This window comes from Mesorhizobium sp. P2_E6, assembly GCF_056403835.1.
Map to the genome: position 1 here is coordinate 250,229 of NZ_JBFUEQ010000015.1, position 14,803 is coordinate 265,031.

The window sequence follows — 14,803 nt, forward strand, 5'->3', positions numbered from 1 at the left end:
ACGGGGCAAGCGATCCTTTAGATGCGCCGGTCCGCCTGTTCCTATCATTAAATTTGCATGCAACCGCCGATTAAATTCGTTTGCACGATGTCGGTAATAGCGAGAAGCTGCCGTTGAACTCAAAGATTACCTGGAGGAATTCCCGCTTCTCGATCAGGACTTTTCAGATCCTGGATCCCCAATGGAGAAGGCAATGACCCAAGACCAAAGCAAGCCGACCGGACCGGATTTTTTCCGGGGCATCTCGTTGTCCGATCTTCCCGATGGCGGAAAGCTTGTCGGCCATTACGGCGACGAGCAGGTGTTGCTGGTGCGCCGAGGGACCGAGGTCTTCGCCATCGCGGCGACATGCACACATTACGGCGGGCCGCTCGTCGAAGGTCTTCTAGTGGGGGATACCGTCCGCTGCCCCTGGCATCACGCGTGCTTCGATTTGCGCACAGGCGAGGCCTTGCACGCCCCTGCCTTCAATCCACTCGCTTGCTGGTCGGTGGAACAGCGCGACGATCGGATATTCGTGGGCAAGAAGCGCACGTGGACGGCGCCGAAACCGCGCGATGGGAGCTCTGGCCAGATTCCCGGGAAAATCGTCATTGTCGGCGGGGGCGCGGCTGGTTTCGCAGCGGTCGAAACACTGCGGCGCGAGCAGTACCAGGGCAGCATCGTCATGATCAGCGATGACCAAGCGGCGCCCGTCGACCGACCGAACCTTTCCAAGGACTACCTCGCCGGAAAGGCACCGGAGGATTGGATCCCGCTCCGCGGGGAGAAGTTCTATTTAAAAAACAATATCGACCTACGTCTCAATACGAAGGCCGTTCACATCGACCTGCATTCCCGCGAGGTTGTCCTCGCGGATGAAGGCAGGATTCCTTACGACAGGCTGCTGCTTGCCACGGGGGCCGAACCGGTTCGCCTGACCATCCCCGGAGCCGACCAATCACACGTCCGCACGCTGCGCTCGTTCGCAGACTGCCAGGCGATCATCGAACGGGCGGCCAAGGCACGCCGCGCGATCGTGCTTGGCGCCAGTTTCATCGGACTCGAGGTCGCCGCCGCCCTGCGGGCGCGGGATATCGAAGTTCATGTCGTCGCGCCGGATAAACGGCCGATGGAGCGGGTACTGGGTTCGCAAATGGGGGACTTCATCCGGGCCCTCCATGAGGAGCATGGCGTCGTATTCCATCTCGAGGATACGGCGAGCAGCATCGACGGCAGGAAGATGAAACTCAGCAGCGGCGATACGTTGGCTACGGATTTCGTAGTCGCCGGCATCGGCGTGCGACCGCGGACTGGGCTTGCCGAAAGGGCTGGTCTCAGCCTTGACCGCGGTGTCGTCGTGGACGCCTTCCTGGAAACGAGCGAGCCAGGGATCTTCGCGGCCGGCGACATTGCGAGATGGCCAGATCCTCACAGCGGCGAGAACATTCGCGTCGAGCATTGGGTGGTTGCCGAGAGACAGGGGCAAACAGCGGCCAGGAACATGCTCGGCCATCGGGAGAAATTCGCGGCTGTGCCGTTCTTCTGGAGTCAGCATTATGACGTTTCCATCAACTATGTCGGGCATGCCGGGCAATGGGATGAGATCGCGGTCGATGGGGATATCACAGCGAAGGATTGCCTGCTCCACTTCAAACGCGAAGGACGCACGTTGGCTGTCGCCTCGATCTTTCGCGACATTGAAAGTTTAGAGGCCGAAGTGGAAATGGAGCGCCAAATCGCAAACTAGCAAGCACTCTCGGGCACCGGAGAGCGTAGCCAATATGACGGAACGGTGTGCCATCGCGACCGAGAGGAGTTTGACTGATGTCCACTATGCAACAGGAACTTGACACTAACAACGGTTTGCACACGTTTGCACATGCTCAGCATTATTCAAAGATCGTCAAGTTCATTAAGGGCGTCGCCGACGAGGCGTCCGACGATACGCCGACCTCGGTTGAAATCTTCTGCGACAGCGGCCACTGGTATTGCCGGGTCTGTCGCGGCGATGCAAAGACCCGGCCGATGGGACCCTATACCAAACAACAGGCTGAGCGGATCCAGGAGGTTCGGAGATTGTTGATCGCCGAAAGAGGTACCGCTCGGATCATGTTCGAGTAACCGAGAATTTCACGAGCACGCCGGCCGGCGCCCTTCTCACAGCAATGATCGTTCGGGTGAACGGCTCATAAGCCATCAGCTGTCAGGCGGACTTATCGGAACGGCACATGCTGTTAGCCGCCGTCCGTGGCAATCAACATCCAATTCAGCTTCGTTGACTGCGTTTCACAGGCGAACGTCCACGTATCGATTACCCCAACGATCTGCTCGGGATCACCGGCGACGATCGCATCGTTGGCCGAGCGTGTAACGCTGACCACGTCGGAAACGTACCGAACAACAACCTCAGCGGTACCGTCCTCCTCGAGAGTATCGACGACCTTCGCTTCGCTGGTGCCGATGAAGGTGAGATGCAGCGTCTCCTCGCGATCCCGGCGTCCGGCAATGGCTCGCTCGAAGGCATCAAGCACTTCCGGCCCGACAAGGCGCTTCAACGTCTGGATGTCACTGTCCGCATAGGCCCGCAGGATAATTTCATAGGCTGTCTTGGCGCCAGCGAGAAACGCGGCGACGTCGAAATCCGGGTCGATCTTTCGAATCCCCTCCGAGGAGGTGTCGGCGGAGGAAGTGTGTTCGGCACCGCTGGTCCGCCTGTCCGTCGGCGCATCGTCTCGCTTGGCCTTGTCTTCTCCCGAGCGCGGCAGAAGTTGATCCCAAATGCCCAGCAACGCCCAATAGAACGCGATGATCGCCACGAGCAGGATCTGGTTGTTTGGATCTGCGGTCTCGTTCATGCCGTTCTCCCGACAAAATATCGAAGTGACAGCAGGCCGATTCGGAACAGGAGGCGAAGCTAGAGAATGCGCGGCAGCTTCTCCCACTGATGGAAGGGCGGCGGCGATGGCAGTTGCCATTCGAGCGTGGTCGCCCCTTCGCCCCATGGATTGGCGCCAGCCTGGCGTCTGCGGCTGAAAGCTTCCGCCACCGTGATGAAGAAGACGACAAGTCCGGCCGTTGAAATGTAGGACCCGATCGACGAAATGAAATTCCAGCCGGCAAATGCGTCCGGGTAGTCGGCATAGCGTCGCGGCATACCGGCCATGCCCAGGAAATGCTGCGGGAAGAAGACGAGGTTGACGCCGATGAACATCAGCCAGAAATGCAGCTTGCCCAGCGTTTCGCTGTACATGTAGCCAGTCATCTTCGGGAACCAGTAATAAAAGCCGGCGAAGATGGCGAAGACCGCGCCCAAGGACAGCACATAGTGGAAGTGGGCGATCACAAAATAGGTGTCGTGCAACGAGCGGTCGATGCCGGGGCTAGCGACCATGATCCCGGTGACGCCGCCAATGGTGAAGAGCAGGACAAAGCCGAGAGCCCATAGCATCGGCGTCTTGAACTCGATCGATCCTCCCCACATGGTCGCCAGCCACGAAAACACCTTCACCCCGGTTGGAACGGCGATGACCATCGAGGCGAAGGCGAAGTAACGCTGGGTGTCGGCGGACAGGCCAACCGTATACATATGGTGAGCCCAAACCACGAAACCGATCGCGCCGATCGCCACCATCGCATAGGCCATGCCGATATAGCCGAAGATCGGCTTCTTGGCGAACGTCGAGATGACATGGCTGATGATGCCGAATCCAGGCAGGATCATGATGTAGACTTCGGGATGGCCGAAGAACCAGAAGAGATGCTGGTATAGGATCGGATCGCCGCCGCCTTCGGGCACGAAGAAAGTCGTGCCGAAGTTGCGGTCCGTGAGCAGCATTGTGATCGCGCCGGCAAGCACGGGCAGCGACATCAGCAGCATGAAGGCGGTGACCAGCATCGACCAGGCAAACAGAGGCATCTTGTGCATCGTCATGCCGGGTGCGCGCATGTTGAAAATGGTCGTAATGAAGTTGATCGCACCGAGGATCGATGACGCTCCTGCAAGGTGGATCGAAAGGATGACGAGGTCGACGGCGGGGCCGGGCTGGCCTGAGGTCGACAGTGGCGGATAGAGCGTCCAGCCGCCGCCATGACCGAGCGTGCCGGGTGCTCCTGGAACGAACATCGAGGTGATGAAGAGGATAAACGACATCACCAGGAGCCAGAAGGAAATGTTGTTCATGCGCGGAAAAGCCATATCGGGCGCGCCAATCATGATCGGCACCATCCAATTGCCGAAGCCGCCGATCAGCGCCGGCATGAGAACGAAAAAGATCATGACCAGCCCGTGGGCGCTGACGACGACGTTGTAGACGGAGGGGTCGGCGAATATCTGCAGTCCCGGTTCCTGAAGCTCCATCCGGATCAGCACCGAGAGGGCGGTGCCGAGTACTCCTGCCATGATCGAGAAGATCAGATAAAGCGTCCCGATATCCTTGTGGTTGGTCGAGAGCAGCCACCGGACGAGAAACCGGGGCCTGTGATCATCCAACGTCGTGGCTGGATTGGACATGATGTGCTTCCTGCTCTTCACTGCTGGCAGCAAGACGGACTCACCGATGGACGGCATCCGCGATCCGCCGTCACAAGGGAAGCAGGCCTTGCCTGCAATCATTCATTCATCCGTGACGATTACGCCCATCGGAATGTCGTGCGGCTGCGGATAGATGGTCTGGATCCTGCTGTCGGAGTAACCGACGCCGACGACGAATGGCCGCTTGGGCATTGCCGCGAGCGTCCGGTCGAAGAAACCGCCGCCATACCCCAGGCGATAGTTGGCCTGGTCGAAACCGACAACAGGCGCGATGACCACATCCGGCTGGACCGATGGCCCTTGTGACGGGACAAGAATGTTCCAAACGCCGCGTTCGAGTGGATCGCCCGGTGCCCAGACGCGGAACTCCAGCGGCCAGCCTTTTTTGATGACGACGGGAAGAGCGATCCGCCCGCCGCGCTCGATCACCTTTATCGCCCAGTTGCGCAGGTCGGGCTCGCCACGAAAAGGCCAGTAGCCGCTGACGATGCGCCCGCTCACCCGGCCGACAGCTAGGTCGAGAGCGGAAGCGATGCGTAAAGACCTCGCAACGCGCTCCTCGGCGTCGACGGCGAGACGCTCGTCGATCAGGCGCTTGCGCTCCGCCTTGCGCCATCGGCAGACGTCGGGCCATGAGTCCTGCACAACCGGCTCGGCGCCATATCCCGGGACAAGTTCGTGCATGAAGCACGGCGGAGAGGCGTATTCTCGCGTTTCCAAGGGAACATCCTCCTGATCAGACATCGCACGCCCCATATGTTGCAGCGGAGACCCGCCTCTTGGACGTTGCGCCGCGTAAAACAGGAAGGCAAACGGAATTAAATGCTGTATTGATGCAATATTATTGCACTGAACTGGAAGCCAGAATGGACATCGACCGCGCGCGCACGTTTTTGGAAATCGTTCATTCCGGCAGCTTTCTGAAAGCCGCCGACCGGCTCCACGTCACCCAGACCACGGTAAGCGCGCGGATACGCACGCTGGAGGAAGAGCTTGGACGCCAGCTCTTCATCCGCAACCGCAATGGCGCGCAGCTGACGCCGGCGGGCCGGGAGTTCGAGCGGTTCGCCCAGTCATTCGTGCAAATCTGGGAACGGGCACGGCACCAACTCGCCATCCCATCGGGACGGACAAGCGTCGTTGCCTTGGGCGGAGAGCTCAGCCTGTGGAACCCGCTGCTGCTCGACTGGCTGGTCTGGATGAAGAAGGCCAGACCGGAAATCGCAATCCAAGCCCAGGTCGGCGTGCCAGACCAACTCCTCGAGCAGCTCAGGACTGGCGTTCTGGACATTGCGGTGCTCTATGCGCCGAAGCTGTTGCCGGGTTTCAGGGTAGAGCTTCTGGTCGAGGAGCAGCTCGTCCTGGTGCGGACCACGGACCGAGACGGGGAACCTGTCGGCTCCAGGGACTATGTCTATGTCGATTGGGGGCCGCTGTTCGCGGCCCAGCATGGTGCCAGTTCCTCTGCCTTCGGCGAGCCGGGATTGATGGTCGGCCTTGGCCCGCTCGGGCTGAGCTATATCCTGCGCGCCGGCGGAATGGGTTATTTCCGCAGGGGCGCGGCAGCTCCCCACATAGAGGCGGGGCAGTTGGAGGTGGTAGAAGGCGCGCCGGAATTCACCTATCCGGCCTATGCAGTCTATCCGGAAGCAGGCGAGGCGCGTGCCGACGTGCAGGAGGCGCTACGCGGATTGAAGCAAGTTGTGAAATGATCGTCTTCCAGGCGCGAAGCCATGGTTTGCGTGACTGGACAAATGGATCGCCACGGATTGACCGAACATGCCTTACCCGTTCCACACCATCGGTCACTCGACCCGGTCGATTGCCGAATTCGTCGCCCTGCTACGGGTCGGAGAGATCGCCCTGGTGGTCGATATAAGGACCATCCGGCGATCGCGGGCGAACCCGCAGTTCAATAGCGAGGTACTTCCGGAAAGCTTGGCGGCGTTCGGGATCGGATATGAGCACATTGCCGAACTCGGCGGCCTGCGCGGCAAGGCACACGACACTCCACCGGCGCTCAATGCATTCTGGATCAACCAGAGTTTTCACAACTACGCCGACTACACGTTGTCGGCGGAATTTCTTGACGGCCTGAACCGGCTTGTGTCTCTCGGCAGGCAGCGGCGGTGCGCCATAATGTGCTCGGAAACGCTCTGGTGGCGCTGTCACAGAAGGATCGTCGCGGACTACCTGATCAGCCGCGGCGAGTCCGTTTTTCATCTGATGAGCCATGACAAGGTCGAGCCGGCGAAACTCACCGACGGTGTGAAGGCACGGCCCGACGGAACGCTTGTCTATCCGCCTTCACAGCCTTCGGGATAGTCCAGCCCTCAGGCGGCCGATGGACCCGGGTCGTCGAACCCGGTATCGAAGGCTGCCATGACTTTGTTCACCGCTTTGTCCCGCAGTTCATCGGAACGATGGACAACGCGCAGAACCGGTCCGCCCTGTCGCCATGAGCCCGACACTGCATTCCCCGCCAGCTTCAATCTCTCGCGCCTTGCGGCTTCTGGCTGATAGACCACTTCATGCACGGTCAGCGTTTCAAGGCCGCCGTCCGCGGTTGGAATGGACATGGACTGACCTTCGGCCAGACCAAGCAGCGCCAGGCCGCGCGGGTTGGTGATCGGCAAAAGCATGCCTACCAGACCGCGCGTCTCGTCATGTGCGACGATGCGGGTTTCGGCAGGGCCGTCGTTTACCCGATAAGCCACGCGGGTACTGAGTGTCACGACGGTGGCCGGAATGTCTTCCCGAAACATTACAACCGCGCCCGAAATCTTGCGTTGAAGGATAGCCGAGAAAGTATCGTTGCCAGGGCGGCGCTCCTGCATCACTTCAAGAATCGTATAGTCCTTGCTGGTCAGTTGGCAGCTATCGATAGTGGGCATGGCGCATCTCCAGCCGGCCCTGTGCAAGGGATCCGGCGTCAAGCAATTGATCGGGCGTGGAAAGCTCCCCCCGGGCCGGACCAGCATAGGCCGGCGCAGGGGTCACACTCCCGCGATAAGGCTGCCCGCTTGATTGAGGAGACGCATGGAAATGCCCATGTCTAGACGGCCGCCGCAATCGTCTGAGACGCTGGTGAGGGCCGGTCGGCTGTACCGCCTTCCGAAGCGGGCTGGGTCACGGTGAGCACCAACAATTCGTGCCGGCGACCGTCCCGGGCGGTCCACGTCATCGACTGCCCAGCCGAGAGGCCGATCAGGGCCGTGCCAATCGGCGTGAGGATCGAAACCTTGCCTTCGGAGATATCCGCATCGCCAGGAAAAACCAGCGTGACGGTTTTTCGATCGCCGGTATCGGGCTTGAACGTCACGGTCGAACCCATCCGGACAGTGCCGGCGGAGACCCAACCGTCGGAGACGATACGCGCGCGCTCGAGTTCGGCGAGCAGTTCATCTGAAGCCTCCGGATTCCGTGCCGCCACGGTGCTCGCAAGCACTGATAGACGCGCATGGTCGGACTGCGAGATTCGGATGTTTGGCTTACGCCGGGTTTTCGTGTTGTCTTGCATTTGAATACTCGTGCTTCTGCTCGGACCAGCCGCCCACCGAGGGTGCCGGAAACCGAGCCAATTGGTGAAAATCTTGATGGAACGTCGATGCTCCGCAGGCTTGAGGCCGTGCGGGAGCATCCCATGTGGTAAGCGCACCGCCCCTCGGCTCGGGGCCCACATGGCAGCCGAGCCGGGGGTTACATTCCCGCGATGGGACAAACCCGGAAAAGAAAATCGCGACGAATTTTGAGTGCGGCGTTCATAGGGCCATAGTTGGTGAAGCAATCCCGGAAGTCAAGTCAGTCGCCTCAGTGCAGAGTGGCGAGCATCAGACTATATTAGTCAGAGCGAGCGCCAAGCAATTTTCTTATCACTAGATCTCGTCCGGCCCTGTTTATCCCGATCCCGCTCGGTCTTTTTTCGGCCAGTCCGAGGAATACAAGGCGCTCGGCCAAGACTTTCGATAGAGATGGGTAAGGTCCGCGGTTCATTCGCTTGAGTGCCGTTTGTTCCTCCTCAGTGAGATCGTCCCAGATAACCGTCATGAGGCCTCCTTGTTTGCGTCTGCCCAGCTAAGCGAGGTCCGAATTGTCCAGCAACGGACTCTGAGCGTGAATCAATCGAACTCGAAAGACCCCGGGGCCTATGGAACAGCGTCCGTTCCGACGATGCCGCCTTCATTCTCCAGTACGCCGATCCGCTTGACTTCCGAGCGGTTGAGTTTCAGGCGAACGCCGATACCGCCACCGTTCTCGGCGATGAAAACCGCGCCGGCACCTTCAAGCACGGTTTGCAGCGTGTCGCAGACATCCTGGCCAGGAAGGCTGATCCGGCGCTCGAATTCTTCGACGACCAACGCGTCCACGCCTGAATTGCCGGCAAGCTTTTCACGGGTCCATTCGACCAGAGCGCGAGCGGCTCGGCATTGAGCACCAGTGATCATCATGGATCTCCTTCCAGGCTGCTTTCGGGAACGAATTCACTAGCTAAGACGCTCCCAACGCGCTGACTTCATCCATCAAAAATGCATATCGAATCCGAAAAGGGAAGGGCCGCGTCAATCGTCGGAATCGAGTTTATCGAGCAAAATAATTGTGCTGAAGCGGCAATAAATTTCGTTTGTCTTGCATGTAAGGATGAGTGAAGCTCTGGCGCAGTAAAATTGACAGGATCGGTGCCAGCGAGAGATCCCAACGCCGGGAAGTGAAATCCTGGCGATATCGCGTGAAGGGCACCTTGGGCTCGGCGATGATGATAATGGAAAGGCTTGAACACGATTTCGGCAGAATACTTTCCGGCCCGGACATTCAGCGTCATGTGGTCGGTCGAATGGTATCTGCCAACCGCGTCTCAATCGCACCCGCGGATGACAACGCTCTCAAAACACGGCTGCGTGCGGAACTGCTCCTCCAAGCACAGACCGGGCTGCCGATCACCTATGCAAGACTGGCCGAGAGCACGGTTGTTTCGGTCGCACCAGACGTGATCCGGGATGCACTCGAACAACTGATGGACGACGATGCGGACGAAGGCCTGCCATTGCTTGCGGCCGTTGCCGTGAAGGCGCTCCAGCCTGGTTTGCCCGCTGCCTGGTTCTTCCGGAAAGCCAAGGACATCGGGCTTTTCGTTGGCGATCCGGCCGATCTGGAAGCCTATGCTTTCCATGCAAGGGAGTTCTATCGCGCGATCAGCCTTCATGCTGGTCTGTCACATTGGGGGCAAGCCTCTGCAAGGACCCTGCCGCCGGCTCCGCCGCCCGCAGGCAGGTGAAGGAGACCGAAATGCTGATCGCCAAGGACGTCATGACGTCACCGGTCATCGCGGTAGGGCCTGACAGTACGGTGGATGAGGTTGCCGACATTCTCCTGTCGCACGGGATCAGTGCCGTGCCAGTGATTGATCGAGGTGCACTGCTGGGCATCGTTAGTGAAGGAGACCTGATCCGCCGGGCGGAGATCGGTACGGCGCCGCAGGGTCGTTCCTGGTGGATTCATTTTTTCACCAACAACGCGGTTCGGGCGGAAGGCTATGTCAAGTCTCATTCCGAGCATGTGATCGACGTCATGACACAGCAGGTCGCGACGGTGGTCGAGAGTACGCCAGTGGCCGAGATCGCAACCCTGCTTGAACACAATCGGATCAAGCGCGTTCCCGTGCTGCGCAACGGACAGGTGGTGGGGATAGTCAGTCGCGCCAATCTGGTGCGGGCTCTGGTCGTCGCCAGGAAAGGTTGGCGCGCACCGGTCCCGCATGACGATAGCAGTATCAGGCTGGAGATTATTGACGCCTTGCGATCCGAATCGTGGCCCTCGACCGGAAGCTCGGACGTGACCGTAACCAACGGCGTGGTCACCTTCTGGGGAGCTTACCTATCGGAGCAAGAGCGGAAAGCTTCGCTTATTCTGGCTGAAAACACCGCTGGCGTGCGCGCAATCGATGATCACCGTATTCCCYTCGACATGACCTACGTCGTGGTCTGAAGGACCGGATGAGCGCTGGACCAGAGTATGCCCTTGACGCAGACAGCCCCGATTTCCGAAGAGCAGATTCGACAGCTCGTCGACTCCTTCTATGGCAAGATCCGCGCCGACGCCGATCTCGGGCCGATTTTCGAGCGTGTCTTGGCCGACGATTGGGGAGCGCATTGGGGGGAGATGTACGATTTCTGGTCCTCGGTCATGCTGACCACCGGGTATTACAGGGGGAGCCTCATCGCGGTCCAAAAGCACATGGGTGGGCTGGAGATCGGTCTGCTAGACCGGTGCTTCGCCTTGTTTGGCGACAGTTGCGACGAATTGCTGGACAGCGAGGGAGCCGGGCTCTGTTGGCTGAAGGCCGTCCACGTCGCAGAACGCCTGAAGCTGTCCTTGTTCTATCGTCCCGACCGACCATGGCTGAGAAATGCAGTATGACGCTCGTGGTCACCGACGGTTGCCTCAGCTGCGTACACATGGACTGCATGGAAGTCTGTCGCGAGGATTGCTTCTATGAGGGCGAGGGTAAGTCAGTCCGCCACCCTGACGAATGGATCGACTGCGAACCGGAATGTTCGGATAAAGCCATTTTTCTCGATATCGCATCTGGTCTCGACATTTGGCTGGTGCTGAACGCAAAGTCCGCGTCCGCCTGGCCAAGCGTTGCGATCAAGCGCAATCCATCCGCCGATGCCAAGGCGTTCAACGGTGAAGCGAATAACTCGCCAAGTATTTCTCGCCAGAATCCGAGCTGGGCGCCTGATCGAAATGGAAGCATATTCGCATCAGCCGTCGCCTCTGTATCTGGGCATCGACACCGGCGGCACGTATACCGATGCCGTCCTGTGGTCGGAATCTACAGGCATTGTGGCCAAGGCCAAGTCACTGACCACGCGACACGATCTTGCCGAGGGCATCGCCGGCGCCGTCGACGCTGTTTTGTCCGAGGCTGCCATCAAAGCCGGCGCGATCAAGCTCGTCTCGATGTCGACCACGCTTGCCACCAACGCGCTCGTCGAAGGGCAGGGCGGACGGGTCGCGCTGGTCATGGTCGGCTTCGATGAAGCCGATATTGCCCGGAGCGGATTGTCAAAAGCCCTCGGCTCCGATCCCGTGATCTTTTGCCCGGGCGGACATGACGTCCACGGCGATCCGCGGCAGTTGGTGCTGGACGTTCTCGTAGGTGCGCTGCCGTCTCTCGCCGACACGGTTTCAGGCGTCGCCGTGGCCTCCTATTTTGCAGTTCGCAATCCCGAACATGAGATCGCAGTACGTGACATCGTCCGCGATCGTACCGGGCTTCCGGTGACGTGTTCGCATGAACTGTCGTCGAAACTCGGCGGCCCGCGTCGGGCGCTGACGACGCTTCTCAACGCCCGGTTGATCTCGATGATCGATCGCCTTGTCAACGCCACGGAGGGCTTTCTGGCAAGACGCGGGATCGTCGCTCCACTCATGGTCGTGCGCGGCGACGGCGCGCTTATCACCGCTGAATTCGCCCGCGCCCGGCCGATTGAGACCATCCTGTCAGGACCAGCGGCAAGCCTGGTGGGGGCGCGGTACATGACCGGCATTGATGACGCCGTAGTGTCCGACATCGGCGGCACCACCACCGACATCGCCGTTCTCGACGGCGGCCGCCTGCGGCTCGATCCGGAAGGTGCCACCGTCGGCGGAATGCGAACCATGGTGGAAGCCGTTGCCATGCGCACCTTTGGCCTCGGTGGAGATTCGGAAGTCTCGCTCCATGAGCGGTCGCTGACTTCGACGATCGTGCTCGGGCCCCGTCGGCTCGTGCCGCTGGCGCTCGCCGCAGTGAAGCACGACCATGCTATATACAAAGGCCTCAATCGGCAATTGCTCAGTCCCAACACCAGCCGGCTCGACGGCCGTTTCGCTTTGCGCACAGGGGTGCCCGAGCGTCTGGCTGCAGGCCTGACGGTTACCGAGGCAAGGCTCTATGCGGACATTTCGGCAATTCCCGCCGCGCTCGATCGGCTTCTCGTATCGACATCGCAGATCGCGACACTCAATCGCCTGGTCGCGCGCGGTCTGGTGCATATCGCGGGCTTCACGCCATCCGACGCGGCCCACGTGCTTGGCCGGCAAGCGAACTGGGATCCCGCCGCGGCTCGATTGGGCGCCGAACTGTTCTCACGCAAGCGCGACGGCCAGGGCCATCACGTCGCCAAAGACGCAGAAGCGTTTTCCGAGATGGTTCTCACCGCGGTGACCCGGCGTTCCGCCGAAGCCATTCTTGAAACCGTCTTTGCCGAGGACGGGCTGGATGGCGGCGTCTCCGTTGCCAATCCGCTGGTTCAGCGGGCGGTTGGCCGGCGCGGCGGCATGGCGCGGCTGTCAATCGTACTCGACCGGCCGGTGATCGGCCTTGGGGCGTCAGCATCTCTCCACTATGCAGGTCTACCGCGGTTGATCGGTAATGACTGCATCATCGCCGAACACGCTGACGTCGCAAATGCGCTGGGTGCTGTCGTTGGGCAGGTGCGGATGTCGGCGGAAGCGCGCGTCAGCCAGCCCGAGAACGGGCTTTTTCGTCTCAATTCAGGCCAGCGGCTGGACGACTATGACACCGAAGACGAAGCGATGGCTGCGGCCGAGGCCCACATTCGCGCTTTGGCAGCAGGTCTCGCCGAGCGCGCCGGGACCGATCAGGCGCGGATCGAGATCTCACGGGACATGAGGGTTGCTACAATCGAGGGCGAGCGCAGTTTCGTCGAAGCCATCGTCGTCGCGACAGCCACCGGGCGGCCGCGCATCGCTTCGTGACGCAGTTAGGGCTTAGATCTTGGCTATAACAACTCGTCAACTGGCACGGAAACCTCAGGCAAAGATCAGAACCTGAGAGCCGTTGGGGCCGGTCCACATCGAAAACGACAAAAAACGAAATCGGCCGATCGTTCAGGCAGACGCGGAGCTCTCCGACGCAGAGGCTCAGCTCAGCGCGGCACTTACATAGGTGCTGCCTGGTGCCGCCACCTGATACAGGGCGATGGGTTTGATCCCGGTCAAGTACCTTCAGTTTGCTCTGGGTTAGCAGAACCCTGTATTTTCAGAATTGTGTCCTGTGCCCGTGGCTTGCAGTGCAGGGAAGTTTTCAGGGAATTGCCATGAACTCGACGCCAGACAAGCCGCAACCGGATTGGGATCCCCGATCCGAACAAGTCCTTTCCGACCAGATCAAAGCCTATGACGCCATGCGTCACGGGTGCCCGGTGGCGTATAGCGACTATCTCGGCTGGTCGCTGTTCCGGCATGAGGACGTGGTGCAGGCACTCGACGATCACCATACGTTCAGCAGCGTCGTTTCTAGCCATCTGTCGGTGCCAAGCGGCATGGACCCGCCCCAGCACACGGCATACCGGCGGCTAATCGAGCGCCATTTCGAGCCCGAGCGCGTGGAACGTTTCGAACCGCTTTGCCAGGCGATTTCAGCCAATCTCGTGTCCGGCCTGGAAAGGGGCGTGGAAATCGATCTAGTGACGCAGCTTGCCCAGCTATTCGCAGTGCAGATCCAGTGCGCCTTTCTCGGGTGGCCCGCAAGTCTGCATGAGCCGTTGCTTATGTGGGTCCGTAAGAACCATGAGGCCACCTTGATAAGAAACACGAGTGCAATGTCTGCCATCGCGCTCGAGTTCGACGGCTATATCAGTGAATTACTGGATGCGCGGCGTGAGGCCGGTGCGGCCGCCCCGGATGATATCACGACGAATCTGCTCCGGCAAAAGATCGGGGACAGACCGCTGAACCACGAGGAGATCGTAAGCATCCTGCGTAATTGGACCGTCGGCGAACTCGGAACGATAACGGCCTGTGTGGGGATTTTGGGCCACTATGTTGCAGAACACCTGCAGCTGCAGCAGCAGCTTCGAGAGAATTTGCACGTGCTGCCCGCCGCCATCGACGAGATATTGCGGATACATGCACCGCTCATTTCCAACCGGCGGGTGACGACCAGGCCGGTGGAAATCGACGGACGCAGGATTGCAGCCGGCGAGCGGATTACTCTCATGTGGGCGTCGGCCGACCGCGACGAAGCGGTCTTTGGCAACTCCGACGAATTCCGCCTCGATCGCGAAGGTACGCAAAACCTCCTCTACGGCGGCGGCATCCATGTCTGTCCGGGCGCGCTTCTGGCCCGACTGGAACTACGCGTCGTGATGGAGGAATTGCTGAAATCGACCCAACAGATCGCACTGGTGCCCGGCCGGCAGCCGGCAGTCGCGAGCTATCCGGCGAGCGGGTTTTCCATGCTGCCCATGCAAATATCGTAGTTCCAGATTTGCCGAGCTTCAC

Annotated in this window: 15 protein-coding genes and 1 pseudogene; 10 read left to right on the forward strand and 6 right to left on the reverse strand. The window is 60.1% G+C overall.

Going from position 1 to position 14,803, the window contains the following annotated elements:
* Window positions 1–193 precede the first annotated feature (193 nt).
* Window positions 194–1,729: an FAD-dependent oxidoreductase gene (locus AC1D08_RS30250; protein WP_477424733.1), complete on the forward strand. Its 1,536-nt coding sequence runs from the start codon at window positions 194–196 to the stop codon at window positions 1,727–1,729.
* A gap of 77 nt (window positions 1,730–1,806) precedes the next feature.
* A complete protein-coding gene (locus AC1D08_RS30255) occupies window positions 1,807–2,103 on the forward strand; it encodes a hypothetical protein (RefSeq protein ID WP_477424735.1) in 297 nt (98 codons plus the stop codon).
* 113 nt (window positions 2,104–2,216) lie between these two features.
* On the opposite strand, the gene AC1D08_RS30260 is transcribed toward AC1D08_RS30255, so the two are convergent.
* From AC1D08_RS30260 to AC1D08_RS30270, 3 genes are all read right to left on the reverse strand, one after another.
* Window positions 2,217–2,837 (reverse strand): Tim44/TimA family putative adaptor protein, encoded by a 621-nt coding sequence (locus AC1D08_RS30260; protein WP_477424737.1) that lies wholly within the window; start codon window positions 2,835–2,837, stop codon window positions 2,217–2,219.
* A gap of 59 nt (window positions 2,838–2,896) precedes the next feature.
* Window positions 2,897–4,492: a cytochrome c oxidase subunit I gene (gene ctaD, locus AC1D08_RS30265; protein WP_477424739.1), complete on the reverse strand. Its 1,596-nt coding sequence runs from the start codon at window positions 4,490–4,492 to the stop codon at window positions 2,897–2,899.
* Between the two features lie 102 nt (window positions 4,493–4,594).
* Entirely contained in the window at window positions 4,595–5,257 is a 663-nt protein-coding gene (locus tag AC1D08_RS30270; protein ID WP_477424741.1) for a 5-formyltetrahydrofolate cyclo-ligase, read from the reverse strand.
* A 35-nt stretch (window positions 5,258–5,292) separates the two neighbouring features.
* On the opposite strand from AC1D08_RS30270, the gene AC1D08_RS30275 reads away from it, so the two are divergent.
* Both AC1D08_RS30275 and AC1D08_RS30280 read left to right on the forward strand, forming a co-directional pair.
* The gene (locus AC1D08_RS30275) at window positions 5,293–6,225 is read left to right on the forward strand and encodes a LysR family transcriptional regulator (protein WP_477424743.1); all 933 of its coding nucleotides are present in this window, start codon (window positions 5,293–5,295) and stop codon (window positions 6,223–6,225) included.
* A gap of 67 nt (window positions 6,226–6,292) precedes the next feature.
* Window positions 6,293–6,838 (forward strand): DUF488 domain-containing protein, encoded by a 546-nt coding sequence (locus AC1D08_RS30280; RefSeq protein WP_322414422.1) that lies wholly within the window; start codon window positions 6,293–6,295, stop codon window positions 6,836–6,838.
* An 8-nt stretch (window positions 6,839–6,846) separates the two neighbouring features.
* On the opposite strand, the gene AC1D08_RS30285 is transcribed toward AC1D08_RS30280, so the two are convergent.
* From AC1D08_RS30285 to AC1D08_RS30295, 3 genes are all read right to left on the reverse strand, one after another.
* Window positions 6,847–7,407 carry a GreA/GreB family elongation factor gene (locus AC1D08_RS30285; RefSeq protein ID WP_477424745.1) on the reverse strand — a complete coding sequence of 187 codons (561 nt, stop codon included), beginning with the start codon at window positions 7,405–7,407 and terminating at the stop codon, window positions 6,847–6,849.
* Between the two features lie 161 nt (window positions 7,408–7,568).
* Entirely contained in the window at window positions 7,569–8,033 is a 465-nt protein-coding gene (gene rnk, locus AC1D08_RS30290) for a nucleoside diphosphate kinase regulator (RefSeq protein WP_477424747.1), read from the reverse strand.
* 625 nt (window positions 8,034–8,658) lie between these two features.
* Window positions 8,659–8,958 carry an XRE family transcriptional regulator gene (locus tag AC1D08_RS30295; RefSeq protein ID WP_477424749.1) on the reverse strand — a complete coding sequence of 100 codons (300 nt, stop codon included), beginning with the start codon at window positions 8,956–8,958 and terminating at the stop codon, window positions 8,659–8,661.
* A gap of 281 nt (window positions 8,959–9,239) precedes the next feature.
* On the opposite strand from AC1D08_RS30295, the gene AC1D08_RS30300 reads away from it, so the two are divergent.
* The 6 genes and pseudogenes from AC1D08_RS30300 (at window position 9,240) to AC1D08_RS30325 (ending at window position 14,781) form a co-directional block, all read left to right on the forward strand.
* Window positions 9,240–9,785, forward strand: coding sequence for a hypothetical protein (locus AC1D08_RS30300; protein WP_477424751.1), 546 nt, complete (start codon window positions 9,240–9,242; stop codon window positions 9,783–9,785).
* A gap of 11 nt (window positions 9,786–9,796) precedes the next feature.
* A complete protein-coding gene (locus AC1D08_RS30305) occupies window positions 9,797–10,495 on the forward strand; it encodes a CBS domain-containing protein (RefSeq protein WP_477424753.1) in 699 nt (232 codons plus the stop codon).
* Window positions 10,496–10,528: 33 nt separating this feature from the next.
* Entirely contained in the window at window positions 10,529–10,927 is a 399-nt protein-coding gene (locus AC1D08_RS30310; protein ID WP_477424755.1) for a group III truncated hemoglobin, read from the forward strand.
* A gap of 47 nt (window positions 10,928–10,974) precedes the next feature.
* A pseudogene (locus tag AC1D08_RS30315) lies at window positions 10,975–11,163 on the forward strand (ferredoxin FdxA); the annotation flags it as partial.
* Between the two features lie 94 nt (window positions 11,164–11,257).
* Complete coding sequence (locus tag AC1D08_RS30320; RefSeq protein ID WP_477424757.1) at window positions 11,258–13,276, forward strand: hydantoinase/oxoprolinase N-terminal domain-containing protein; 2,019 nt, start codon at window positions 11,258–11,260, stop codon at window positions 13,274–13,276.
* Between the two features lie 341 nt (window positions 13,277–13,617).
* The gene (locus AC1D08_RS30325) at window positions 13,618–14,781 is read left to right on the forward strand and encodes a cytochrome P450 (protein WP_477424759.1); all 1,164 of its coding nucleotides are present in this window, start codon (window positions 13,618–13,620) and stop codon (window positions 14,779–14,781) included.
* Window positions 14,782–14,803 lie beyond the last annotated feature (22 nt).